Origin of the sequence: Spiribacter curvatus (assembly GCF_000485905.1) — a bacterium.
Taxonomy (GTDB): domain Bacteria; phylum Pseudomonadota; class Gammaproteobacteria; order Nitrococcales; family Nitrococcaceae; genus Spiribacter; species Spiribacter curvatus.
Genome location: NC_022664.1, coordinates 1,356,106 through 1,380,877 on the forward strand (window position 1 = coordinate 1,356,106; position 24,772 = coordinate 1,380,877).

Genomic DNA, 24,772 nt, shown 5'->3' on the forward strand with positions numbered 1-24,772 from the left:
CATGAAAGAAGCCATCCACGAGCTACTCGACCAGCCCGGTATCTGGCGCGCCAACACATCGCACCGTGGACCATCCTCACCGGCGGGGGATCACACCCCCAGCGGCTTCGCGGCACTGGACCGGGCACTGCCCGGCGGCGGCTTCCCCGGCAGCGCGCTCACGGAGATCCTGCACGAAGCCCACGGCATCGGCGAACTACGGCTGGTCATGTCAGCCCTCGCCAGACTGTCACGCAGCGGTCGGTGGATCGCCATGATCGCGCCGCCCTTTGTCCCCTATGCACCCGCGCTGGCCGCACAGGGTATTGATCTGTCACGCCTGCTGGTCGTCCATCCAGGCGATCGGGCACAGGCGTTCTGGTCCATTGAGCAGGCCCTGCGAAGCGGTACCTGCGCGGCAGTCATGGCCTGGCCCAGCCGTTGCGACGATCGCAGCCTGCGCCGCCTCCAGCTGGCCGCCGAATCCGGCAGCAGTGTGGGCATGCTGTTCCGTGAATCGGCGGCGGCCACCGAGCGCTCACCGGCGGCGCTCCGGCTGACGCTGGGCGAGAGCAGCGGTCAGCAGCTGAATATCCGTGTGCTCAAGTGCCGGGGCACACCGCCGGGTGCCGTCTCACTGGACAGCTGGTCGACCTCGCCGGTGCGCACACAGCATCCGCTGCCGCTGGAGGAGTGAGGCAACGCCCCTGTGACCGGGTGAAGGCGCGGTAATGCTCTGGTTATGCCTGCATCTATTCAAACTGCCGGTCGAGTGCTTTCGTGATGCCGAGGGTGAGGGTGAGACACGGCCACTCTTCGTCTCTCAGGCGGGCCGTGTCATCGGGGGCAACCAACCGGCCCGGCGACTCGGCATTCGGCCGGGTATGACGCCGACGGCCGCCCGCGCACTGACCGAAGACGGCCGCCACCAACTGCGTGACCCTGATCGGGAGCAGCGTACGCTGGAGCGGCTGGCCACCTGGGCGGTTCAATTCACACCGCGGGTCAGCATCGAACCGCCCACGGCACTGCTGCTGGAAATAGAGGGCAGTCTGCGCTACTTCCACGGCATGGAACCACTGCGGCGGAGGATATTGGATGGACTTGAGCAATGGGGTCATCAGGCGGGCACAGGGATTGCACCGACACCCACCGGTGCATGGATGCTCGCCCGCGCAGGTGATGGCACACCGGTGACCGCGCGGTCGGAACTGGCGGAACGCCTGGCCGCCCTGTCAGTGGACGTGCTACCACTGGGCCAACGCGCCACAGACGCCCTCCAGGGCCTGGGCTGCGAAACCGTTGGCGCGCTGCGCGCCCTTCCCAGCGACGGGGCGACACGGCGTCTTGGTCGCACGCTGCTCGAAACCCTCCAGCGGGCACATGGCGAACGTCCCGACCCGCGCCGGAACTGGCAGCCGCCCGCTCACTTCGAACGCCGGGTCGATTGCCTCGAGGCGATCGCAGCCACCGACGGGCTGCGCCCAATCCTCCAACAACTGATCGATGGCCTCTGCACCGATCTGCGCCACCGCGACGCGGGTATCAGGCGGCTGCGATTCGCCCTCTGGCATCGCGAAGGAAGGCCGACGCGGCTACCGTTGGGCGTTCTTTCCCCTACCCGCGATGCCGGACATCTGAAGTGGCTGATCGATCGACAACTCGATAACCTGACGCTGACGGCCGATGTGGTCGCCGTCACCCTGCGGGCGGGGCGTTTCCATGCCCTGCAGGGCGTGAGTGAGGCATTCGATCTGCTCGACCGGGATGACCGACACACGACGGCTGCCGACTGGCGGACACTCATCGAGACATTCGACAGCCGACTGGGCGAGGAAAGGGTCTGCATGGTCAAACCGCTGGCGGAGCACCGACCCGAGCGTGCGTGGTGCTATCAACGGCCGGATACGACTATCCGACCCCTGACGCTGCCCGCGCAACCCACGCGCCCTACCTGGTTGCTCGATCACCCCCTGCCGCTGCGGAGCCCCCGGGGGCGGCCGGAGTACGACGATGCACCGCTGCTGCTGGAAGCAGGGCCAGAGCGCATCGAGACCGGCTGGTGGGACGGGCTCGACATCACCCGCGACTACTACCATGCACGCACCGCCCAGGGACGACGTATCTGGATCTTCCGCGATCGGCGGGGACAGCGGGACTGGTACCTGCACGGGATCTTCGCCTGATATGCCGATATCTTTCCCAGGGCTCGATCGCAGCCGTGGCATCCTGCTCGTGGCGGTCGCCGCCATCCTCTGGAGCACCACCGGGATCATGTCCCGGATACTGTTCGAGCAGACCGATGTCTCCCCTTTCATGGTGGCGTTCATCCGACTCGCGATCGCAGCCCCGCTTTTCATGGCGGTGGGGTGGTTGCATCAGGGCCGACGCTTCCTGCAACTACCACCGTCAACCGGGCGCTGGCTGCTGGCGCTGGGCCTCGCTCAGGCCGGGTTCCAGGCGGGCTATCTGAGCGCCGTCGAGCGGATCGGCGCTGGACTGGCCACACTGGTCACACTCTGTCTGGCGCCGGTGCTGGTGGCCCTATTCGGCACGCTGTTGCTGGGTGAGCCCCTGACCCGTCGCATCCTCACCGCCATGGCGATCGCCATCGCTGGTACGGCGCTGCTGGTCGTCTCTCCCCAGGCGCTGAATATCGGCGACGGGCTGTGGGCCGGACTCGGCTTCGGACTCGCCGCGGCCGCGATCTATGCCGGTTTCACACTCATCAGTCGTTATGCGGCCGATCATGTCCATCCCATGCAGAGCGCCGCCCTTGGGTTCGGTATCGGCGCACTGGCCATGCTACCCATCCTGTTTGTGGAGGGCGTAACGCCACTCGTTGAGGGCGCGGCCATCGCAGTGCCAGCACTCGCCTACATCGCCCTGATTCCAACCACACTAGGGTATATCTGCTTTTTCAATGGCCTGCGGCATACCACCGCCACCATCTCCAGCATCCTCGTGCTGCTCGAACCGTTGGGCGCGGCGCTGCTGGCATGGGCGCTCCTCGGCGAGGCACTGGGTCGCTATGGATTGATCGGCGCGGTCATGCTGACGGTGGCGGTGGTACTGCTCACGGTTCCTGGCGTTGCCCGGCGAATCCTCGGCTGACCGGACATGGCAGCTGTCGATGCCGCCTATGCCGAGCTCCATTGCATCAGCAGCTTCAGCTTCCTGCGGGGTGCCTCGCATCCCGAGGAGCTGATCCAACAGGCCGATGCACTGGGCTATCAAGCACTCGCGATCACTGACGAGTGCTCTCTGGCCGGTGTGGTCCGAGCCCACGCCGCCGCCAGGGAGCGCGACATACAACTCATCGTTGGCAGCGAGTTCCACTTCGATGATGGCCTGCATCTCGTTGTGTTGGCGCCGGATCGGTCCGCCTATGCCCGACTCTCGGCACTGGTCGCGCTGGGCCGCAGCCAGGCCGGCAAGGGCCATTATCGACTCGGCCGTGAGGATCTGCAGGACGGCGTTCCCGGCTGTCTGGCACTACTCGTCACCAGTCCTGAGGACGATGCGGAGAACGCCGCTTGGCTGAAGCGCACATTCCCCGGGCGTGGCTGGTTGACCACTGCGATCCATCGGGACGGGCGTGATGGCGAGCGACTGCAGCACTGCCAGAGCATCGCCCGCCGCCAGGGCCTGCCCGCGGTCGCGACCGGCGACGTCATCATGCACCGTCGGGGCCGGCGGGCACTGCAGGACACCCTCACCGCCATTCGTCATGGCCAGCGGCTGAGCGAACTTGGCCATGCCCTCGGAGGCAATGGCGAGCGGCACCTGCGACCGAGGCATCGCATCGCCATCGACTATCCTCAGGCGATGATCGCCGAAACTGTCCGGATCGCCGCGCGCTGCCATTTTTCCCTGGACGAACTACGCTACGAGTATCCCGAGGAGCTGGTTCCGGCTGGACATACTCCCGCCAGCTGGCTGCGTGACCGGGTTGAGGCCGGTGCACTTCGACGCTGGCCCGAGGGAATCCCCGAGCGGGTCCGTACGTCCATTGAACACGAGCTCACGCTGATCCGCGAACTCGCCTACGAGCCCTTTTTCCTCACCGTCGACGATATCGTCGGATTCGCCCGCGGTCAGGGCATCCTCTGCCAGGGGCGGGGCTCGGCAGCCAACTCCAGCGTCTGCTATTGCCTGGGTATCACCGCGGTCGATCCATCCCGCTCGAGTCTGCTCTTCGAGCGCTTCGTCTCCCGCGAGCGCAATGAGCCACCGGATATCGATGTCGACTTCGAGCACGACCGACGCGAGGAGGTCATTCAGTACATCTATCGCAAATACGGACGACATCGCGCCGCTCTGGCCGCGACGGTGATCTGCTACCGCCCCCGCAGTGCGATACGCGATATCGGCAAGGCGCTGGGACTGGACACCGATCAGATCGACCGCCTGACCGGGACACTGCAATGGTGGGATGGTCATGACATCGATCCTGACCGGCTCCGGGAGGCGGGATTTGACCCTGCCAACCCGATGATCCACCGCCTTGTCACGCTGGCCGGGGCACTGGTGGGGTTCCCGCGTCACCTCTCCCAGCATGTGGGGGGATTCGTGATCAGCCAGGGCCCGCTGAGTGAGCTCGTCCCCACCGAGAACGCCGCCATGGCGGGGCGCAGCATCATTCAATGGGACAAGGACGATCTCGAGACCCTGGGACTGCTCAAGGTCGACTGTCTGGCATTGGGCATGCTCAGTGCGGTACGGCGCAGCCTTGAGCTGATCGAGCGCTATCACGGACGGCGCATGGAGCTGGCCGATATCCCTGCCGAGGATCCGGCCGTCTATGACATGCTCGAGCGCGCCGACACGGTTGGTGTATTCCAGGTCGAATCCCGGGCCCAGATGGCCATGCTGCCCCGTCTGCGGCCGCGCTGTTTCTACGATCTCGTCATCGAGATATCGATCGTCCGCCCTGGCCCCATTCAGGGCGACATGGTGCATCCCTATCTACGACGCCGCGAGGGACGGGAGGCCGTCGACTACCCGAGTGAGGCCGTCCGTGGCGTGCTCGAGCGCACTCTGGGCGTGCCCATCTTCCAGGAGCAGGTCATGCAACTCGCGATTGTGGCGGCGGGGTTCAGCCCGGGTGAGGCGGACTCGCTGCGTCGGGCCATGGCCGCCTGGAAAAAGCGCGGTGGGTTGGGATCGTTCCGTGAGCGGCTGCTCGAGGGTATGAGTGACCGCGGCTACTCACCGGCATTCGCCGAACGGCTGTTCGAGCAGATCCGCGGTTTCGGCGACTACGGATTCCCCGAATCCCATGCCGCCAGTTTCGCGCTGCTGGTCTACGTCTCCGCGTGGATCAAGCGTCATTACCCGGCGGCGTTCGTCTGTGCATTGCTCAACAGCCAACCCATGGGGTTCTACGCCCCGGCCCAGCTGGTCCGCGACGCACGGGCCCACGGCGTCGATGTCGAGGCAGTGGATGTCCGATTCAGCGACTGGGACTGCAGTCTCGAGCAGCATGGCGATCCATCCACTCACCCCAGCCTGCGTCTGGGGATGCGGTTGATCCATGGCTTCGGCGCAGCATCGGCGCAACGGCTGTGCCGGACCCGCGAGCGGGACGGACCATTCACCGACATCGCCGACCTCGCCCGCCGCGCCGGGCTGGATCGTGGCAGCCTCCGGGCACTGGCGGATGCTGGAGCGCTCGCGGGCATCGGCGGGCATCGCCGCGAAGCCTGGTGGCAGGTCCTCGGCATCGAGGCGCGCGGCCCGCTTCTCGAATCGGTATCGGCGAAAGAGCCCGCACCGGACCTCCCCGCCCCCTCGGAGGCCGAAGACCTGATCGGTGACTATCGGGGTATCGGGCTGAGCCTGGGTCGCCATCCCCTGGCACTGCTGCGAGCGAGACTGCGACAGCATGGCTATCGACCGGCCACGGAACTGGGGCAAAGCGGCCACCGGCGCATCGCCCGCGCGGCGGGTCTGGTCATCAACCGCCAGCGCCCGGGAGCGGCGGGCGGTGTGGTCTTTCTCACGCTGGAGGATGAGACTGGCAGCGTAAACGTGGTGATCTGGAAGGACCTCGCCCAACGCCAGCGCTCGCTGGTGGTCGGTGCCCGGCTGTTGGGCGTCGTCGGCATCTGGGAGCAGCGGGGCGACGTTCACCATCTTGTCGCCGGTCGACTCGAGGACCACAGCCACCTGCTGGGCGAACTGCAGACTCGATCACGGGATTTTCACTGACGTCCCTCGCATTGCAGCGATAGGATAGTGGCTTCTGTCCAATGGGCGCCCACTGATCCAACGCATGCACGACGCGATGTCCAGCAAACCCAGCGTTTCCGCCGGCCATGTCCTCGAGGCGGTCTTCGGTTATTCGCATTTCCGCGGCCGTCAGGCCGAGGTCATCGAGCACGTGATCGGCGGCGGCGACGCCCTTGTGCTCATGCCCACCGGTGGTGGCAAGTCGCTCTGCTACCAGATTCCGGCACTGGTCCGGTCCGGTGTCGCCGTCGTCGTCTCGCCGCTGATTGCCCTGATGACCGATCAGGTCACAGCACTCAGACAGCAGGGCGTCAGGGCCGCCGCGCTCAACTCCAGCCTGCCGACGGAGGAGCGCGCAGAGACCGAGCATGCCTTGCGGACCGGCGATATCGATCTGCTCTATATCGCCCCCGAACGCCTGCTCAACAGCGATTTGATGCAACGCCTCGCCGGCATCGATGTCGCCCTTTTCGCCATCGATGAAGCGCATTGCGTCTCCCAGTGGGGTCATGACTTCCGGCCCGAGTACCTGCAGCTCGGCGTGATTGCCGAGCGCTTTCCCGACGTACCGCGGATTGCTCTTACCGCCACCGCCGATCAGCGCACCCGCGAGGAAATCCGTGACCGCCTGCTTCCGAGCGATGCCGCGTCGTTCGTCTCGAGCTTCGATCGCCCCAACATCCGCTATCAGGTCGGCCTCAAGGAGCGTCCCCGGGAGCAGCTACTGCAGTTCATCCGCGACCGTCATGCCGGCGAATCCGGGATCGTCTACTGCATGTCGCGCCGCGCCACCGAACAGATCGCCGACTGGCTGAACACCCGCGGCGTCCCGGCACTGGCCTATCATGCCGGTCTGGAATCGACGCTCCGGGCCCACCACCAGGCCCGATTCCTCCGCGAGGAGGGACTGGTCATGGTCGCAACCGTCGCCTTCGGCATGGGCATCGACAAGCCGGACGTGCGCTTTGTCGCCCATCTCGATCTACCCAAGACCCTCGAGGCCTACTATCAGGAAACCGGTCGCGCGGGCCGTGACGGACTGCCGGCCGAGGCCTGGCTAGTCTACGGTCTGCAGGACATCTACCGGATTCGCCAGATGGGGGCCGAGTCGCAGGCCGGTGAAGGGCACAAACGCCGCGAGCAGCACCGGCTCGAGGCATTGCTGGGCTTCTGTGAGACCAGTGAATGCCGCCGGCCCACCCTGCTCGCGCATTTCGGCGAGTCCTATGCGGGCCACTGCGGCCACTGCGACAACTGCCAGTCACCCCCTCGCACCTGGGACGCCGCCGATCCGGCGCGGCGTCTACTGTCCTGCGTCTATCGGACCGGTCAGCGGTTCGGCGCCGCGCATGTGATCGATGTGCTGCTGGGGCAGGACAACGAACGAATCCGCCAGCGCGGTCACCATCGGCTGAGCACGTTCGGCATCGGTAAAGACCTGGCCCGCGCCACCTGGCAGTCGGTGACCCGGCAACTCCTCGCCCGCGGCTACCTCGAACCCGATCCGGACGGCCACGGCGGCCTGCGCCTCAATGACGCCTGCCGGCCGCTACTGCGCGGCGAGTGCGGACTCTCGCTGCGCGAGGACCTCCCGGCCCGCCGGTCCGAACCCCGCACCCGCGTGGCCGCCGCCGATGTGGCGATGGCCCCGGATACCTGGGCGGCGCTGCGGGCGCAGCGACGACGTCTCGCCGACACCGAGGGCGTCCCGCCCTATGTCATCTTCCACGATGCCACTCTGCTGGCGATGGTCGAGCAGCAACCGAGCAATCTCGAGGAGTTCGCGGCACTGCCCGGCGTCGGCGCCCGCAAACTCGAGCGCTATGCTGAAGCCTTCCTCGATACGCTGGCGGCGTTACCCGACTCGTCCATGCGTTAAACTGGGGCGATGGCAGCTTCTCCGCATTCAACCACGGCCTCCTCCGGCACCTCGAACCAGGGCTGGCGGGAGTATCTGGGGGTCTTCCGCTACAGCCGCCGCGCCATTGAGCTGGTCTGGCAGACCAGTCGGCTGCTTACCGTGGTGCTTGCCACGGGCACGCTGATCGCTGGCCTCCTGCCCGCCGCCGCGGCGTGGGTCGGACAGCTCATCGTCGACGGCGTGGTGGCGGCGATCGATGCCAATGCCGGCATCCCCGCCGACCTGCTCTGGCTGGTGGCGCTGGAGGGTGGGATCATGATGGGGATCGCCGGCGCTCAGCGAGCCATCCAGATCGCCCAGTCGCTGCTGCGCGCCCAGCTCGGACAGCGGGTCAACGTCATGATCCTCGAGAAGGCGCAGTCCCTTGAGCTGGCGGATTTCGAGGACTCGGAGTTCTACGACAAACTCACGCGGGCCCGGCGCGAGGCCTCCAGCCGGCCACTCAGCCTGGTCAACCGCACCTTCGGCCTGATCCAGAACGGCATATCGCTGGCGAGTTTCGCTGGTCTGCTACTCGGTTTCTCACCCTGGGCCGTCGCGATTCTGGTCGCTGCCGGTCTGCCGCAGTTCTTCTCCGAGGCGAAATTCTCCGGTGATGCATTCCGACTGTTCCGCTGGCGCAGCCCCGACACACGGCGGCAGATGTACCTCGAGACAGTCCTGGCGCGGGAGGACAGCGCCAAGGAGGTCAAGCTCTTCGAGCTCGGGCCGCTGTTCCTGCAACGCTACCGCGACATCTTCAAACGGCTCTATCGCGAAGACCGTCGCCTGACGCTGCGACGCGATCTGTGGGGGTTTGGCCTGGGGCTGATCGCTACGCTGGCGTTCTATGGCACCTATGCCTGGATCGTCGTGACCACCGTGGCCGGTCAGATTACGCTTGGGCAGATGACGATGTATCTGAGCGTCTTTCGCCAGGGGCAGAGCGCGGTCAGCGCGAGCCTGACGGCCATCAGCGGGATGTACGAGGACAACCTCTACCTGTCCAACCTCTATGAATACCTCGAACAGCCCATCACGGTGGGCAGCGGCGAGGCGACCGCCGGTGCCGATCCGGGTGACGGCCTGCGATTCGAGTCAGTGAGCTTCCGCTATCCCGGCAGTGAGCTCGATGCCCTGTCCGATGTCTCGCTGCATCTCACGCCCAGCCGCAGCATCGCGCTGGTGGGGAGCAACGGATCGGGCAAGACCACCCTGATCAAGCTGCTGGCCGGACTCTATGCCCCCAGTAGCGGGCGGATCCTGCTCGATGGTACCGATCTACGTGATTGGGACAGCAGCGCGCTGCGCGAGCGCATCGGCATCATCTTCCAGGATTTCATGCGCTATCAGCTGCCGGTGGGCGAGAACATCGGCGCCGGCGACGTGGCTCATTTCAGCGACGAGGAGCGCTGGCAACGCGCGGCCCGCAAGGGACTGGCGGAGACCTTCATCGAAGACATCCCCGGCGGCTACCACGCCCAGCTGGGTCGCTGGTTCCGCGACGGCCGCGAGCTCTCGGGCGGTCAATGGCAGAAGATCGCCGTCGCCCGCGCCTTCATGCGCGAGGGTGCCGATGTGCTGGTGCTCGATGAGCCAACCGCGGCGATGGATGCCGCGGCCGAGGCGGAGATATTCGAACACTTCCGGGCCCTCACCGAGGACCGGATGGCGATCCTGATATCACATCGCTTCTCGACCGTGCGCATGGCCGACGAGATTATCGTCATGGATGGCGGTCGGATCATCGAGCGCGGCAACCACGACTCACTGCTCGCCGAGAATGGCCACTATGCCCGTCTGTTCCGGCTCCAGGCGGCAGGCTATCAATAATGCCGGGCGGTTGGCGGTCGCTGATCTGGATCGAGGGAGACGCCGTCACCTGCCGCCGGCGGGCCCTGCAGCTTCTCGATGAACGGGCGACGGCGGCCATCGGCTGGATTGGCTCCCTGGAGACGGGCGCTGGAGCGCGCACCAACACCATCCGGCGGGTACCACCGGGGCATGGCCGACAGCTACTCGGGCAGACACTATCGGTCGGGGTCCTCGATGCGCATGCCGGCCTTGATCCCGACGATCTGGGCGCCCTCTCGGGCACGATCGACGGGTCTGGCATCGGACTGCTACTGACGCCCCCCGCAGCGGTATGGCCCCAACAACCGGACCCGGTCCTCGCCGCGCTGCTCAGCGAGGGCGTCGCCCCCGATCCACGCGGCTCGGTGTTCATCACACGATTGATCGATTGCCTGACCGATGATCCGGCAGTCCAGCGTCTGACAACCACCAATCAGCCCTTACCCTTACCCGCCGGCAGCGCCGTCTGCCGCGAGGATACGCCGCGACAGCCCACCGATGACCAGCAACAGATCATTGAAGCGATCGACGCCCTGGCCCGTCGCTCCGAGGGTGGGACACTGCTGGTTACGGCGGACCGGGGTCGCGGCAAATCCGCGGCACTGGGGATGGCAATCCAGACCATGTCACTCGCCGAGACGCCACGACTGACCGCGCCCTCGCGGGCCGCCACCACCACCGCACTCGCCTGCGCCGGCGATCGAGGGCCACGATTTCTGGCACCAGAGGCCGTCACACCGGCATCTTCACTGCTGCTGATCGATGAGGCAGCCGCCCTGCCCCTACCGCTGGTCGTCCAGCTCGTCGACGATAACCCCCACTGCGTACTGACCGGCACTGTCCATGGTTATGAGGGCAGCGGTCGCGGTATGAACCTGCGTCTGGCAAAGACACTCGCCGATCCGGAACGATGGTTTGAGCACCGGCATCTCGCCGAACCGGTCCGGTGGGCGGCTGATGACCCGCTGGAGGCCCTCATCGACAGGATCCTGTTGCTCAGTGCCGAGCCCGAGGCCCATCGCGCACCAGACGCCGTGACGATTGATTCGGTCGAGCCACAGGCGCTCGCCGGCTCGGAGCAGGATCTGCGCGACGCCTTCGGACTGCTGGTCGCCGGCCATTACCAGACCCGGCCACGGGATCTGCGCCAGTTGCTCGACGATCCATCCGTCCGGCTCTATGCCGCGCGGGATCAGGGCCGGATCATTGGCGTGCTCGCGGCACGGACCGAGGGTGGAATCGATCCCGAACTGTGCCGGGCCATCCACCTGGGGCAACGGCGGCCCAGCGGTCATCTCATCGCCCAGTCGCTCACCTTCCATGCCGGGGTGGCGGATGCCGCGGGACATCGGGGCTGGCGCATCCAGCGCATCGCCGTCCATGAGCAGGCCCGACGCCACGGCGTCGGGCGGCGCCTGATCGAGGCCGCCCGTCGTGATGCATCGGCGGCGGAGATGGACTGGCTCGGTACGAGCTTTGGAATGACCGCCGGGCTGCTCGATTTCTGGGTGGCCTGTGGGTTCAGGCCGGTACGGGTGGGCAACCGCCGCGACGCGCGCAGCGGGACATTTTCGGTGATCCTTCTGCGCGCGTTGAATGCCGCTGGGCAAGCGCTGGAAGAAGCGGCCGATCGGCGTTTTGCCCGTCATCTGCCGGATCAGCTGAACCATAGCCTCCATGGTCTGTCCGTTTCCCTGCGGAGTCGGCTCCGCCCCGGCCCGCTCGACGACTGGGAGCGAGACGCCATCGACCGGGCGGACCTGCAGGCCTTCGCGACTGGCCATCGCCCGCTACTGGACAGTCATGCCGCGGTGGCTCGCTGGGCGGGGCTGACCCGTGCTGGAGATAATGAAGCGCCCTGCGATCAGGCCCTGATTGCAGCCGCGGTCGAACAGCCACTTGATACCGCCGCGATGGCGCAGGCAGCCGGTGTTTCAGGCCGCCGCGACGCCATCGCCCGACTGCGTCACCTGATCGCCCAACGCCCGAGGCTCCACCATGAGTGATTCCTGCATCCGTATCCGCGGTGCCCGCCAGAACAATCTCCGCAATCTGGATCTCGATCTGCCCACCGGCGAGTTCACGGTGATCACCGGCGTTTCCGGCTCAGGTAAATCGTCGCTCGCCTTCGACACCATCTACGCCGAGGGTCAGCGCCGCTACGTCGAAACCTTCTCGCCCTACGCCCGACAGTTCCTCGATCGCATGGATCGACCGGCCACCGACCGGGTGGAAGGCATCCCACCGGCGATCGCCATCGATCAGACCAACCCGGTCCGCACGTCGCGCTCCACGGTGGGCACGATGACCGAGCTCAACGACCACCTCAAGCTGCTGTTCGCCCGCGCAGCACGGCTCTACTGCGGCGGCTGCGGGCGCGCGGTAACCCGGGACACCGCGGATGGGGTCTATCACCGACTCCGCGAGCAATGCCCGGACGCCCGTGTCGTGATCGCCTTCGATACCGCCATCCCCGAGCACTACGACTCCGCGGAGATCCGCAGCCTGCTCGAGCGTCAGGGCTATACGCGCATTCGCGACATCAGTGATGAGCGGCTGCGGGTGACCCAGGATCGTGTCCGGGTGGAGGCCGCCCGGCGCGACCGTCTGGTAGAGGCGGTCGAGGCCGCGTTCCAGCACGGGCGTGGTCATCTGGTGGTGGAGGTGCTCAACGACCAGCGCGAGGTGAGCGCCGAGCATCGCTTCTCACAGGCGCTTCATTGCGCCGATTGCAACCGCCATTACCGCGATCCGAGCCCAAGTCTGTTCTCGTTCAACTCTCCGGTGGGCGCCTGTGAGACCTGCCGCGGTTTCGGTCGGATCATGGGGATCGATGACGGGCTGGTCATCCCCGATCCGGGCAAGACCCTGGCGGGCGGTGCCATCCGGCCCTGGCAGTCCGGCAAGTCCGCGGAATGCCAGAAGGACCTGATCCGGCATGCCCAGCGTCGTGGTGTTGCCACTGACATCCCCTGGCGTGACCTGCCCGCCGCGGATCGCGACTGGGTGATTGAGGGCGAGGGCCGCGGACGTCAGCGTTGGTACGGCGTACGCGGGTTTTTCGACCGGTTGGAGTCGAAGAGCTACAAAATGCATGTCCGGGTACTGCTCTCGAAATACCGGAGCTATGACCTTTGCCCGGACTGCGGCGGGGCAAGACTCAACCCCGAGTCCCTGCTCTGGCGACTCGGCGATCATGTCGAGGCCAATGACGCGGTGGCGCCCGCCGAGCGCCATCATCCGCGAGGCATGACGCTGGGCGAGGCGGCCTTCCAGGCCCTGCCCGGGCTGAACATGCATGACCTGATGAGCCTCCCGCTCGCGCAGGTCGAGCGGTTCTGCAATGCGCTCCATCTGCCTGCCCCCATGGACGAGGCCGTACCGCTACTGCTCGAGGCGATCCAGACCCGGCTGGGGTTCCTGGCGCGGGTGGGTGTCGGCTATCTCACCCTGGATCGTCAGTCGCGGACGCTCTCAGGGGGGGAGGTCCAGCGGATCAATCTGACCACCGCACTGGGGACCTCACTGGTCAACACGCTATTCGTCCTCGATGAGCCCAGCATCGGGCTACATCCCCGCGACATCGAGCGTATCACCGGCGTGATGCACCGCCTGCGCGATGCCGGCAATACCCTGTTGGTGGTGGAGCATGATCCGGACATCATGCGCGCCGCCGATCGAGTGATCGACATCGGCCCTGGCCCCGGTCGCGAGGGGGGCAGCATTCTGTTCAACGGCACTCCCGAAGCGCTGATCCAGGATAGCCAGTCCCTGACCGGTGCCTATCTGCAGGGGCGACGGCGCGTCGAGGCGGGTAGCGGGCGTCAGGCGCGACCGCAGCCGGATCAGTGGCTGACCATCCGCGGCGCGCGGGAGCACAATCTCACCGGTGTCGACATCGATCTGCCGCTACACCGGCTGGTCTGCCTGACCGGGGTATCGGGATCGGGCAAGTCAACGCTGCTCGAGTCGATCGTCTATCGGGGGCTGCGCAAGCGGTTGGGTGAGGCGGTTGACCCGCCCGGCGCCCATGATGGCATCGACAATGCCGAATCGATCGATGAGGTGGTCCTTGTCGATCAGTCCGCGATCGGCCGCACCACACGCTCCAACCCAGCGAGCTATGTCGGTGCCTTCGATCCGATCCGCAAGGCCTTCGCCCGCGAGCCACTCGCCCGGGAGCGTGGTTATACCGCCGGCACCTTCAGCTTCAACGCCGGCGCCGGCCGCTGCCCCGCCTGTGGCGGCAACGGTTTCGAGCATGTCGAGATGCAATTTCTCTCCGATGTGTATCTGCGCTGTCCGACCTGTGATGGCCGACGCTATCGCGATGCGGTCCTCGAGGTGCGACTGGCGCCAGCGGCCGGCTGTGAACAGGCACCGGCCTCCATCGCCGAGTGCCTCGACATGACCGTCGATGCGGCCCGGCAGTTCTTTGCCGACCAGAACGACGTGCTCCGCGGGCTCGAGCCGCTGGCGGCCGTCGGCCTCGGTTACATGAAACTCGGCCAGCCAGTCCCCACCCTGTCCGGCGGCGAGGCGCAGCGCCTCAAGCTCGCCGGCCATCTCGCCAAGGCCCGGCGGCGTGGCGGCGGGCACAAACTGTTTCTGTTCGATGAGCCCACCACCGGTCTGCACTTCGAGGATATCCGGGTCCTGCTCACTGCACTTGAGCGGCTGCTGACGGTCGGCCACTCGGTCATCCTCATCGAGCATAACCTTGATGTCATGCTGGCCGCCGACTGGCTGATCGATCTTGGCCCGGAGGGCGGCACCGGTGGCGGACAGCTGCTCGCCACCGGATCGCCGGAAACGGTCATGACGGTCGAGGACAGCCACACGGGGATGGCGCTGAAGCGCTATGCCACCGATCGGCAAGCGCCGCCGCCACCGCCGAACCACGACCGGATGGCCGAGCCCAGCGCCCCAGCGGTCCGGCCGTCCGAACCGCGGGCCATCGAGATCCGCAACGCCCGCGAGCACAACCTGCGCGGGATTGATCTGCGCATTCCGCAGGACCAGCTCACGGTCATCACCGGGCTGTCGGGCTCGGGCAAGAGCACGATCGCCTTCGATATCCTCTTCAACGAGGGGCAGCGGCGTTACCTCGAGTCACTCAACGCCTACGCGCGGCAGTTCGTCCAGCCCGCCGCTCGTCCCGACGTCGATGCAGTCTTTGCGATTCCACCCACGGTCGCCATCGAACAACGCACCAGCCGTGGCGGACACAAGAGCACGGTCGCCACAATGACCGAGCTCCATCACTTCCTGCGCCTGCTGTTCGTCAAGCTCGGGACCCAGTACTGTCCGGACTGCGACCGGCCTATCCGCGAGCAGAGCCAGGCCTCCATCGCCGCCCGGCTGATCGAGGACTGCCGGGGCGAGTCCGTGACGCTGCTGGCACCATTGGTGGTCGCTCGCAAGGGCTACTACACCGATCTTGCCCAGTGGGCCGCCGGCAAGGGATTCACGCATCTGCGGGTGGATGGCGAGGACCGTCCCACCGATCAGTGGCCGCGGCTGGATCGCTATCAGGAGCACGACATCGATCTGCCGGTGGCGACGGTGACGCCGGATCCCGCCAATGAGAAGGCGCTCGATACCGCACTCGAGCATGCGCTCGGATATGGCAAGGGCCAGGTTCGAGTGGCGACGGCGAGCGGGGCTGTAACGCTCTACTCCACACAACGGGCCTGCCCGGGCTGTCATCGAAGCTTCGCTCCCCTCGACCCGCGGCTTTTCTCCTACAACACCCGCCATGGCTGGTGCCCGAGCTGTTATGGCACCGGCGCCATGCTCAAGGGCTTCGACGCCGAGCAGACCGGCGAGGAGCGCCAGTGGCAGCTGACTGAAGACGACACAACCCGCCCCTGTCCAGTCTGCAACGGCCATCGGCTAAGGCCTGAAGCCCTGTCAGTGCGCTTTCTGGACCGGGGCATCGCCGACTATGGGGCACTTTCGGTAGAACAGACCGCGGCCTTTTTCCGGGGCATCACACTCGCGGCGCGCGAGGCGCGGATCGCCGATGACGTCATCGCTGAACTGCAGGGGCGGCTGGGTTTTCTGGAAGCAGTGGGTCTTGGCTACCTCACGCTGGATCGATCGGCGCCCACCTTATCGGGTGGCGAAGCGCAGCGTATCCGCCTCGCCGCCCAGCTCGGCTCCAATCTCCAGGGTGTCTGCTACATCCTCGATGAACCGACGATCGGCCTGCATGCCCGCGATAACCGCATGCTCCTCGATACACTGGCGGCCCTCCAGGCAAAGGGCAATACCATGGTCGTTGTCGAGCATGATGAGGATACGATCCGGCGCGCGGAGCATGTCATCGATCTCGGGCCGGGTGCCGGTGTCGAGGGCGGGCGCATCGTGGCCGAGGGCCAGCTCGATGATCTGCTCGCCAACCCGGACTCGGTCACCGGCCGGGCGCTGGCCCATCCGCTTGAGCATCCACTGCGTGGTCAGCGCCGCGATCCGCATGAAGCGGACGCCATCGAGCTGGGCGGCGTTCACGCCCATAATCTGCGTAATGTCAGTGCCCGCATCCCGCTGGCATGCATGACCGATGTGAGCGGTGTGTCCGGATCGGGCAAGAGCACCCTGGTCCGGGAAGTCCTGCATGGCAGCCTGGCCCATCGCGTTGGTCGCAAGGGAGATATCAACGCCCCCACGCGGGGGTGCCGGACCATAACGGGTTCAGCGTCAATCGACCGTGTGCTCGAGGTGGATCAGACACCGATCGGCAAGACGCCGCGGTCCTGCCCGGCGACTTATGTCGGTATCTATGACGAAATCCGGCGCCTGTTCACCCAGACTGAAGAGGCCCGTATCCGCGGCTATGGGCCGGGCCGGTTCTCTTTCAACACCCGCGAGGGGCGATGCCCGGAATGCGAGGGACAGGGCATGCGCCGGGTGGAAATGAACTTCCTGCCCGATGTAACGGTTCCCTGCGAGAGCTGCCACGGACAACGTTTTACGCCAGAGACGCTGGCAGTGACCTGGCGAGGCTGCTCGATTGGCGATGTCCTGAACATGGAGATCGAGACCGCGGTGGATTTCTTCGCCGCCCATCATCGCCTGCACCACACGCTCAGGCTGCTGCGCGACACGGGCCTCGGCTATCTGACGCTTGGCCAGCCCAGTCCGACCCTCTCCGGCGGTGAGGCGCAGCGCATCAAGCTGGTCAGTGAACTCGCCAAGGCACGGCCGGAGACGGGCGGCGCCCGACCGGCAAAGACCCTCTACATCCTCGATGAACCGACCGTTGGTCTGCATATCGCCGATGTCGAGCGTTTACTCGGCGTTCTCCATCGCCTCGTGGATGCCGGTCACAGCGTCGTGGTGATCGAGCATAACCTGGATGTCCTCGCCGAGGCGGACTGGCTCATCGATCTGGGCCCGGAAGGCGGTGACGGCGGCGGCCGGATCGTTGCTCAGGGCACGCCCGAGCAGGTCTGCCGAAACCGGACGTCGCACACCGGCCGGTTGCTGGGCGAATTCATGGGCCCTCGCCCCTGATCAGTGGCGGCCGCCCCGTTTGAAGTCAGCCAGGCGCTGACGGTCGCGGCGGTCGGGGCGGTGATCGGGCCGTGGCTGCGCTGCCGATGCGGCACGAAGCGATTCGCGCTGCTGCTCCCGGGCGCGCACGCTGTCCGGCGTCTCGGTATAGAGCATCTGCGCCTGCGCGGCTGGACCGCGTTGCTCGGAGAGACCGTCGACGTGGACCTCAAAAGTCTGCGGGCCCTTGTGAATCACAAGCCGCTGACCGATGCGCACGGCGCGGGCTGGCTTGGCCCGAACCCCGTCGACATCGACCTTGCCTCCCTTGATCGCATCCACGGCCAGACGGCGGGTCTTGAAAAAGCGCGCCGCCCAAAGCCAACGATCCAGACGAACCGACTCAGCCCCCGACATGGCCGCCATAACTGCCATGCAGATAACTGGTCAGGGCCGCGACCTCCATATCCCGTTCGCGAACCACCGCCGTGCTCAGATCCCGCACCGAGATCATACCCAGCACCCGCTGTTCGTCCATGACCGGCAGATGGCGGACATTGCACTGTGCCACCAGGGCAAGCGCCTGATCAGTGCTCGCCGCGGGCGAAATCCAGAACACCTCCCGGGTCATCACCGACTCCAGCGGGGTCTCTTCCGGATCGAGCCGCTGCCCGAGGACACGGCGCAGCACATCACGCTCGGTAAAAATCCCCAGCAGGGCCTCGTCGGGCGTCATGACCAGCACGGCACCGATGTTGCGCCGGTTCATCAGCGACACGGCGTCGGCGACTGAACTGTCAGGACCCAGCGCCTGAAGGCCACCACTGCCCTCGCGCAGCAGCGATCGCATTGTATTGGGCATACCCCTGTCCTCCGGTTGTTCTGACGCCGGTCAGACCAGCGCGCTTTCCGCAATTACGATACCGTCACGATCGGCACAGAGCCATTCGCCCGGCGTCAGGGTGGCACCCGCCAGCGTCACGACCACACCGACTTCGCCCTCACCGTTGGGCTGACTGCGGCAGGGATGGGTATTGATCGCCTTGATGCCGATATCCAGGTTCGCGAGATCGGCGGCATCACGCACGCATCCATAGATCAGCAACCCCGCCCAGCCATTGTCACGCGCCTTGGCGGCGAGCTGGTCCCCCATCAGCGCACAGCGCAGCGAGCCCGAGCCATCGACCACCAGCACTCGTCCCTCGCCAGGCGTTTCCAGTACGTCGCGGACCCGGCTGTTGTCCTCAAACGTCTTCACTGTCTGTATGGTCCCCGCGAATCCGTAGCGACCACCGAAATCGCCGAAAATGGGGGCGAGCACGCGCAGTTCGTCGGCGTGGTCGTCGCAGAGATCTGTCGTCTTGATTGCCATCCGGACACTCCTTGGATAATGCTCCAACGCTAACGGTCCGCCGGACGCCGAGCAACTCCATCGCTATTACGGTTTGACAGCCGGCCGCGGCGGCGGACAATACGGTCGATGACAGCCAGTATTTCCCCCGACAAGGCACCGCGCCCTGGCGCCAACCAGCTGCCGGCACGACTCGCCGACCCTGAGCGTCCCATCATCATTGGTGTGGCCGGCGACAGCGGGAGTGGCAAGAGCACCTATACCCAGGGCATCGAATGGCTGTTGGGGCCAGAGCGCGTCAGTCAGATCAGCCTCGATGGCTACCACGCCGAGGATCGGGCCACGCGACGGATCACGGGACGGACCCCGCTCGATCCCGACGCCAACCACCTTGAGCAGGCGGTCAGTCATATCAAGCGCCTGCGCGCCGGTGAGGCGGTCGAGGTGCCTATCTATGACCATGAATCGGGCGCATTCCGCGCCCCGCGCCTGCATACGCCGACACCGATCGTCGTGGTCGAGGGCCTGCACACGCTCTACCCGGCATTCCGGCCGCTGCTCGACTTCTCCGTCTATGTCGATACCGACGCGGCGGTCAAACATGACTGGAAACAGCGCCGCGATACCCGGGAACGGGGGTATGCCCAGTCCGATGCCGCCGCCGAGATTGAGCGTCGGGCGAATCAGTACGAGCAGTGGATCGCCCGCCAGCAGGATGTCGCTGATGTCATCCTGCGCATTCATCCGAGCGAACTGAGTCGCCTGGCTGTGGGCCAGCTCAGCGCCGAGATGCCCGAAACCTGCTATCACCTGGAGATGATCGTGACGCCGCGCGACGACGATCAGCAATCGCTGTTCCTGCCGGTGGACCTGAGTAACATGACCCGTCAGGAGGCGATGCCATTCATGCTCGCCACGGTGCCCAGTCAGTTCCGCGGTGAGGCCGTCAACGTGCTGCACGTTGACGGCTATATGGCCCCCACGGCGCTCGAGACCCTGGAGTACGCCATTGCCGCCTTTGTCGGTCTGGATGCCCCAGCGGGTGACCCCGGCAGTGACAGGCCCCAGCCGGCCACGGTCCGCTTCGCCCAAATGCTGGTGGCCTGGCCCATCCTCAATCGCATCGTCGCGCTGAGCAGCTAATCCCTGAGAAAGGTGTCGATCGCTGGCTGCAGGCGGTCGACCGCCGCCGCTCCCTCGGAAATCGCCTCTTCACCGCGGTGCAGCTCGAGCAGGTCGATATGAGCGAGGTCCGGCGTAACGATCAGATCGGGCGGATCACCGGCCATGCGACTGCGGGTGATCCGATCCTGCATGACATTGATCGAGGTGGCGATCACATCGAACACACCCGGCGCCGAGTCCGCACCACCGCTCTCGAACTGGGCCTGGAGTGTCTCGGCGCCGTCCCGCAACCCGCCCGTCAGCCGTCGCCACCAATCACTGGCGGTGGCCGCCTCCGCCCCGTGGGCTGGAGCGGGATCACTCGAATGGATATCGGTCTGACGCAGCGGAGACTGGATACGACGCCCGACCAGTCCCCCACTGAGATTCACGGCAATGACACGATCCGCGCCCATGGCGTGGCAGAGTGAGACGGGTACCGGGTTGACCAGACCGCCATCGACCAGCCACTCACCCTCCACCTGAACGGGTGTGAACAGACCGGGTAGCGCCATTGACGCCCGCACCGCGGTCGCCAGATCACCCTCACGCAACCACCGCTCCTGGCCGCTGTAGAGGTCGGTGGCGACGACACCGAGCGGACAGCCGAGCTCGTTGAAATCCGCTACACCCAGTGTCTCGTTGAGCTGCGCCATCAATCGGCGACCCTGGACGAAGCCCCCGTTACCCAGCGCGAAGTCGATATAGCTGAAAACATCTCGACGCTTGAGCGATCTGACCCAGTCCTCGAAGGCATCGATCCGAGCGCTGCCGAACATGGCGCCAACGATGGCCCCTACCGATGTCCCGGCAATGATGTCCGGCTCGATTCCCTGGCGCTGCAGCGCCCTGATAACGCCAATATGCGCCCAACCGCGGGCGGCACCGCCACCGAGGGCCAGGCCAATGCTCGAGCGTCTGGCCGCGTGCGACGGCTCAGTCATCCTGCCGGACCGCCTCGAACTCGACGATCAGCTCGATGGCGTCGCTGACCAGATCCCCCTGCAGCGCATAATCCATGCCGAATTCACTACGCTGGATCGTTCCCCGTGCGGACCCGCCCAGGGTATCGGCACCGCCAATCGGGTGATCACCACGGCGGTTGAGAGTGAGATCAAGCTCGATGGCGCGAGTGACACCCAGCAGGGTGAGATCACCGCTCAGCACCCCCTGACGGTCATCGACGGGCTCATAGCCGCTCGCCTCGAAGGCAATGACCGGGTGGGCATCGACCGCAAGGAAATCGCCACCCCGCAGATGGCCATCGCGTTCATCATGACCGGTGAAGACCGTCTCCGCCGCGACCTCGACACGCCCGGACACCAACGTCTGCGTCTGCGCATCATAGACGAAGCCACCGGAGACGTCGGTGAACTGACCCAGCACATCGGCGAACCGGGCATGCCCGGCCAGAAAGCCGACGCTGACGTGGCTCTCGTCGATGCGAAAACGCTCCGGCTCTGCCCGGACGACGGTCGTCACAACCAGGCAGAGCGCAAGCAGGGTTGATTGCCATAGATATCGAGCCATGACCCATCTCCTCAGTGGTCGGGCAACCGCCATAAAGCGATGATATCCACTATAAATGAATAGCTGAGCAGTACCAGCAGGGCAGCGGCCAGAGGCGGCACCCACAACGCCGGAAACCCGGGGGCCAGGAAAACCGCCAGGCTGATCGCCTGAATCCCACAGACGATACGCCGTCGCTGGGACGCGGGCAGTGGCTGGCGCAGCGACGGGCGCCAGCGGCCGGCGAGGATGAAGCCGTAGCGCCAGGCGCCGATCGCCAGCACCCAGACGCCGGCGAGGCCGAGCTGGAAGATCCACAGCGTGAGCACCAGCAATAGCACCGCGTCCAGCTCCATATCGAAGCGGGCACCCGCCGCCGTCGCACAATCGAGTCGGCGCGCAACCCATCCATCAAGGGCATCCAGCAGGACCGCCGTTATACCCAGCGCGAACGGCAGTGCTGGCTCGGCCGGCAGCGCCCCGGCCGAGGGCAGCAGCCCAATCAGCAGCATGACCAGCAGACCGCGCCCCATGGTCACCCGATCAGCCGGGGTCAGGGGGCGGTTACCACGCTGGCGCCAGACCATCAGTGCCATCGCGGCATAGGCCACCAGGGCAAGAACCATGACGCCCGCTGGCAGATCGAGCACCCGTTGCAGGCCACCCGCGGCCGCTGCCAGCACAATGGCGGCGACAAGGAAATCAGGGAGAATCTGTAACGGCGACTCGTCGGTCTCAGGGGGAACCAATGCTACGCTCCGGCTATCCGATCGGTTTCTCCGAATTCTAGCAGCACAGGGGACAATCACGTGGTGACGGACGGGCAGAGCAGCTGGGCTTTCTGGATCACGCATCCAGGCGTAGGCGCCCTTCGGGCAGAAACGGTCAGCCAGCCCCAGGCGGGGGAGCTCGGCATCCGCACGCTCCACTCCGGGATCAGCCGCGGCACCGAATCGCTGGTCTGGCAGGGGCGGATCCCCGAGAGTCAGTACGAGCGGATGCGCGCGCCGTTTCAGGCGGGCTCATTCCCGGCGCCGGTCAAATACGGCTACGCCAGCGTCGGCGTCGTCGAGGCCGGACCCGATGCGTGGCAGGGGCAGACCGTATTCTGTCTCTATCCCCACCAGAGCCGCTACACGGTGCCGGCGGCCGCCGTCCAGCCACTGCCCACAGGACTGCCAGCGGAACGCGCCATTCTCGCCGCCAATACCGAGACTGCGCTGAATATCTGCTGGGATGCCGCCCCGCGGGCCGGCGAGCGAATCAGCGTGATCGGTGCGGGCGTCGTCGGTGCGCTGACAGCCGCCCTGTGCGCGGAAATGCCAGGTACCGAGGTGGAGTTGGTGGATATCAACCCGGCCCGTCGCACCCTCGCCGATCCGCTGGGGGTCGATTTCGCCCACCCGGACGGCGCCCGCCGCGGCAACGACCGGGTCATCCACGCCAGCGGCAGCGAGGACGGTCTGGCCCTTGCGCTGGGAGTCGCCGCCGATGAGGCCACCCTGGTCGAGGCGAGTTGGTTTGGCGATCGCCATCCCCGCGTCCCGCTGGGCGAGGCCTTCCACTCCGGCCGCCTGACGCTGCGGGGCAGCCAGGTGGGACAGATCCCGCCCGCCATGCGAGCGCGCTGGACCTACGCCCGGCGCCTGGGCAAGGCGCTGGCGTTGCTCGCCGGGCATCCCCAATGGGACTGCCTGATCGATGGCGAAACAGCCTTCGACCAACTCCCCGAGGCGATGGCCGACATCGTCAACGGCTCGGGGCTCTGTCATCGCGTTAACTACTGAGGAGTCAGCATGTACAGCGTCAACGTCCGCGACCACTTCATGATCGCGCACAGCTTCCAGGGTGAGACATTCGGGCCCGCGCAGGCCCTTCACGGCGCCACCTACGTCACCGACGCAACGTTCTTCCGCGATCGGCTCGACGCCGATAATGTGGTGGTCGACATTGCCCGCGCCACGGACGTCCTGCACCGGATACTGGGCCGCTATAACCTGACCAATCTCGACACCCTTCCGGCGTTCGAGGGCGTGAACACCACCACCGAGCATCTCGCCCGACACATTGCCGATACGCTCGCCGGCGCCATTCATGACGGTGAGCTCGGCGAGACGGCGCGCACGCTGGACCGGATCCGCATTACGCTGCATGAATCGCATATCGCCTCGGCGGCCTACGAGCGTCCGCTGCAGCCGTGAGCGACTGCCACTTCCTGGTACCCGGCGCGCTGGCGCGACCCACCGGCGGCAGCCGTTACGACCGGACCATCATCGCCGGGCTGCGCGCGGCGGGACGCTCGGTGTGGGTGGATGAGCTGCCCGGCCGGTACCCCGACGCCGATGCGACCGCCCGCCAGGCCGTGGCCACCGCGCTGTCAAGGCTCCCGTCGGGGCAGCGGGTCATCGTCGATGGCTTGGTGCTGGGGGGGCTTGAGCGCGTATTCGCCAGGCACGCCGGGCGGCTCCGCGTTGATGCATTGATCCACCACCCGATTGCCGATGAGACCGGCATCGAGGCCGATCGCGCGCGGCAGTGGATCACCGACGAAGCCCGGGCGATCGCCCTGGCTGAGCGGGTCATCACCACCAGCGCATTCACCGCGCAACGCCTCAGCGCACTCGGTATCCATGACGGTGGCGTTCACGTTGTGCCGCCGGGCTGCACACCCCGCCCCCTCGCCGCTGGTTCGCCCGGTGACACCCCCACGCTGCTCTGCGTCGCCTCACTGACCCCACGCAAGGCGCAGCATCACCTGCTCAATGCCCTCTCCCGGCTCGTCGACCGACCATGGCATTGCCGACTGGTGGGCACGACCGATCTCAATCCGGATTATGCCGCGGCGATTGCTGCACAACGCGATCGGCTGGGCCTTGCCGATCGCGTCGAGCTCTGCGGCGCCATCGATCACCAACAGCTCGACGCGGCCTATCGGGCGGCCGATCTGTTCATCCTGCCCTCGGTCTACGAGGGCTTCGGGATGGTGATCAGTGAGGCGGTCGCCTACGGTCTGCCCATCGTCACCACCACTGGGGGAGCGCTGGCTACCACCCTCCCGCCGGGCGCGGGTATCGCCGTTCCACCGGATGACGTCGAGGCACTCACCACCGAGCTGGCGGAGCTGCTCGATCGTCCCGAACGGCGGCAGGGGCTGGCCCGCGGCGCTCGACATGCTCGCAATCAGCTCAACGACTGGGATCAGAGCATCGCCGATTTCATCGATATCCTGGAGGAGGATCCACCATGCCCGAGCGATTCCCGGCCAGCTGGCTGACGCTCCGCGA

Annotated in this window: 18 protein-coding genes; 12 read left to right on the forward strand and 6 right to left on the reverse strand. The window is 66.2% G+C overall.

Annotated features, from left to right (window positions below; all coding sequences use genetic code 11):
* The first annotated feature begins 1 nt into the window (after position 1).
* The 8 genes from imuA to uvrA all read left to right on the forward strand — a co-directional run bounded on the left by imuA (position 2) and on the right by uvrA (position 17,485).
* Positions 2-676: a translesion DNA synthesis-associated protein ImuA gene (gene imuA / locus SPICUR_RS06630; protein WP_023367340.1), complete on the forward strand. Its 675-nt coding sequence runs from the start codon at positions 2-4 to the stop codon at positions 674-676.
* A gap of 34 nt (positions 677-710) precedes the next feature.
* Positions 711-2,165 (forward strand): Y-family DNA polymerase, encoded by a 1,455-nt coding sequence (locus tag SPICUR_RS10010; RefSeq protein WP_023367342.1) that lies wholly within the window; start codon positions 711-713, stop codon positions 2,163-2,165.
* A gap of 1 nt (position 2,166) precedes the next feature.
* Positions 2,167-3,093 carry a DMT family transporter gene (locus SPICUR_RS06640; protein ID WP_023367344.1) on the forward strand — a complete coding sequence of 309 codons (927 nt, stop codon included), beginning with the start codon at positions 2,167-2,169 and terminating at the stop codon, positions 3,091-3,093.
* A 6-nt stretch (positions 3,094-3,099) separates the two neighbouring features.
* Positions 3,100-6,192: an error-prone DNA polymerase gene (locus SPICUR_RS06645; RefSeq protein ID WP_023367346.1), complete on the forward strand. Its 3,093-nt coding sequence runs from the start codon at positions 3,100-3,102 to the stop codon at positions 6,190-6,192.
* 64 nt (positions 6,193-6,256) lie between these two features.
* Complete coding sequence (gene recQ / locus SPICUR_RS06650) at positions 6,257-8,092, forward strand: DNA helicase RecQ (protein WP_023367348.1); 1,836 nt, start codon at positions 6,257-6,259, stop codon at positions 8,090-8,092.
* Positions 8,093-8,101: 9 nt separating this feature from the next.
* Positions 8,102-9,946, forward strand: coding sequence for an ABC transporter ATP-binding protein (locus tag SPICUR_RS06655; RefSeq protein ID WP_023367350.1), 1,845 nt, complete (start codon positions 8,102-8,104; stop codon positions 9,944-9,946).
* On the forward strand, positions 9,946-11,973 hold the full coding sequence (locus SPICUR_RS06660; protein ID WP_023367352.1) for a tRNA(Met) cytidine acetyltransferase TmcA: 2,028 nt from the start codon (positions 9,946-9,948) through the stop codon (positions 11,971-11,973). The genes SPICUR_RS06655 and SPICUR_RS06660 overlap by 1 nt, the downstream gene beginning before the upstream one ends.
* Positions 11,966-17,485 (forward strand): excinuclease ABC subunit UvrA, encoded by a 5,520-nt coding sequence (uvrA, locus tag SPICUR_RS06665; protein ID WP_023367354.1) that lies wholly within the window; start codon positions 11,966-11,968, stop codon positions 17,483-17,485. Before SPICUR_RS06660 ends, uvrA begins: the two co-directional genes overlap by 8 nt.
* Here uvrA and SPICUR_RS06670 read toward each other — a convergent pair whose 3' ends face one another.
* Genes SPICUR_RS06670 through rraA form a run of 3 tightly spaced genes read right to left on the reverse strand, consistent with a single transcriptional unit; the run spans position 17,486 to position 18,836 of the window.
* Positions 17,486-17,890, reverse strand: a complete 405-nt coding sequence (locus tag SPICUR_RS06670) for an RNA-binding S4 domain-containing protein (RefSeq protein ID WP_023367356.1) — start codon at positions 17,888-17,890, stop codon at positions 17,486-17,488.
* Positions 17,868-18,326, reverse strand: coding sequence for a CBS domain-containing protein (locus SPICUR_RS06675; protein WP_051373247.1), 459 nt, complete (start codon positions 18,324-18,326; stop codon positions 17,868-17,870). Before SPICUR_RS06675 ends, SPICUR_RS06670 begins: the two co-directional genes overlap by 23 nt.
* A 30-nt stretch (positions 18,327-18,356) precedes the next feature.
* Positions 18,357-18,836, reverse strand: a complete 480-nt coding sequence (gene rraA / locus SPICUR_RS06680; RefSeq protein WP_023367360.1) for a ribonuclease E activity regulator RraA — start codon at positions 18,834-18,836, stop codon at positions 18,357-18,359.
* A gap of 108 nt (positions 18,837-18,944) precedes the next feature.
* On the opposite strand from rraA, the gene SPICUR_RS06685 reads away from it, so the two are divergent.
* On the forward strand, positions 18,945-19,958 hold the full coding sequence (locus tag SPICUR_RS06685; RefSeq protein WP_023367362.1) for a phosphoribulokinase: 1,014 nt from the start codon (positions 18,945-18,947) through the stop codon (positions 19,956-19,958).
* Here the strand turns inward: SPICUR_RS06685 and rssA are convergent.
* From rssA to SPICUR_RS09930, 3 genes are read right to left on the reverse strand one after another with little or no spacing between them, the layout of a single operon-like run.
* The gene (rssA, locus tag SPICUR_RS06690) at positions 19,955-20,923 is read right to left on the reverse strand and encodes a patatin-like phospholipase RssA (RefSeq protein ID WP_023367364.1); all 969 of its coding nucleotides are present in this window, start codon (positions 20,921-20,923) and stop codon (positions 19,955-19,957) included. The two genes, SPICUR_RS06685 and rssA, sit on opposite strands and share 4 nt — an antisense overlap.
* Positions 20,916-21,509 (reverse strand): YceI family protein, encoded by a 594-nt coding sequence (locus SPICUR_RS09925; RefSeq protein ID WP_148291331.1) that lies wholly within the window; start codon positions 21,507-21,509, stop codon positions 20,916-20,918. The genes rssA and SPICUR_RS09925 overlap by 8 nt, the downstream gene beginning before the upstream one ends.
* Before the next feature lie 11 nt (positions 21,510-21,520).
* Entirely contained in the window at positions 21,521-22,237 is a 717-nt protein-coding gene (locus tag SPICUR_RS09930) for a CDP-alcohol phosphatidyltransferase family protein (RefSeq protein ID WP_023367368.1), read from the reverse strand.
* A 63-nt stretch (positions 22,238-22,300) separates the two neighbouring features.
* Here SPICUR_RS09930 and SPICUR_RS06705 point away from each other — a divergent pair, with 63 nt between their 5' ends.
* From SPICUR_RS06705 to SPICUR_RS06715, 3 genes are read left to right on the forward strand one after another with little or no spacing between them, the layout of a single operon-like run.
* Positions 22,301-23,275 (forward strand): zinc-dependent alcohol dehydrogenase, encoded by a 975-nt coding sequence (locus SPICUR_RS06705; protein ID WP_041382412.1) that lies wholly within the window; start codon positions 22,301-22,303, stop codon positions 23,273-23,275.
* A 9-nt stretch (positions 23,276-23,284) separates the two neighbouring features.
* Positions 23,285-23,689 (forward strand): 6-pyruvoyl trahydropterin synthase family protein, encoded by a 405-nt coding sequence (locus SPICUR_RS06710; RefSeq protein WP_023367372.1) that lies wholly within the window; start codon positions 23,285-23,287, stop codon positions 23,687-23,689.
* Entirely contained in the window at positions 23,686-24,762 is a 1,077-nt protein-coding gene (locus SPICUR_RS06715) for a glycosyltransferase family 4 protein (protein WP_023367374.1), read from the forward strand. The genes SPICUR_RS06710 and SPICUR_RS06715 overlap by 4 nt, the downstream gene beginning before the upstream one ends.
* Positions 24,763-24,772: the final 10 nt, after the last annotated feature.

Excerpts from the sequence above, each read along its gene's own strand:
- imuA (WP_023367340.1), top strand. The coding sequence starts at position 2 with ATGAAAGAAGCCATCCACGAGCTACTCGACCAGCCCGGTATCTGGCGC.
- SPICUR_RS10010 (WP_023367342.1), top strand. The coding sequence starts at position 711 with ATGCTCTGGTTATGCCTGCATCTATTCAAACTGCCGGTCGAGTGCTTT.
- SPICUR_RS06640 (WP_023367344.1), top strand. The coding sequence starts at position 2,167 with ATGCCGATATCTTTCCCAGGGCTCGATCGCAGCCGTGGCATCCTGCTC.
- SPICUR_RS06645 (WP_023367346.1), top strand. The coding sequence starts at position 3,100 with ATGGCAGCTGTCGATGCCGCCTATGCCGAGCTCCATTGCATCAGCAGC.
- recQ (WP_023367348.1), top strand. The coding sequence starts at position 6,257 with ATGCACGACGCGATGTCCAGCAAACCCAGCGTTTCCGCCGGCCATGTC.
- SPICUR_RS06655 (WP_023367350.1), top strand. The coding sequence starts at position 8,102 with ATGGCAGCTTCTCCGCATTCAACCACGGCCTCCTCCGGCACCTCGAAC.
- SPICUR_RS06660 (WP_023367352.1), top strand. The coding sequence starts at position 9,946 with ATGCCGGGCGGTTGGCGGTCGCTGATCTGGATCGAGGGAGACGCCGTC.
- uvrA (WP_023367354.1), top strand. The coding sequence starts at position 11,966 with ATGAGTGATTCCTGCATCCGTATCCGCGGTGCCCGCCAGAACAATCTC.
- SPICUR_RS06670 (WP_023367356.1), bottom strand. The coding sequence starts at position 17,890 with ATGGCGGCCATGTCGGGGGCTGAGTCGGTTCGTCTGGATCGTTGGCTT.
- SPICUR_RS06675 (WP_051373247.1), bottom strand. The coding sequence starts at position 18,326 with ATGCCCAATACAATGCGATCGCTGCTGCGCGAGGGCAGTGGTGGCCTT.
- rraA (WP_023367360.1), bottom strand. The coding sequence starts at position 18,836 with ATGGCAATCAAGACGACAGATCTCTGCGACGACCACGCCGACGAACTG.
- SPICUR_RS06685 (WP_023367362.1), top strand. The coding sequence starts at position 18,945 with ATGACAGCCAGTATTTCCCCCGACAAGGCACCGCGCCCTGGCGCCAAC.
- rssA (WP_023367364.1), bottom strand. The coding sequence starts at position 20,923 with ATGACTGAGCCGTCGCACGCGGCCAGACGCTCGAGCATTGGCCTGGCC.
- SPICUR_RS09925 (WP_148291331.1), bottom strand. The coding sequence starts at position 21,509 with ATGGCTCGATATCTATGGCAATCAACCCTGCTTGCGCTCTGCCTGGTT.
- SPICUR_RS06710 (WP_023367372.1), top strand. The coding sequence starts at position 23,285 with ATGTACAGCGTCAACGTCCGCGACCACTTCATGATCGCGCACAGCTTC.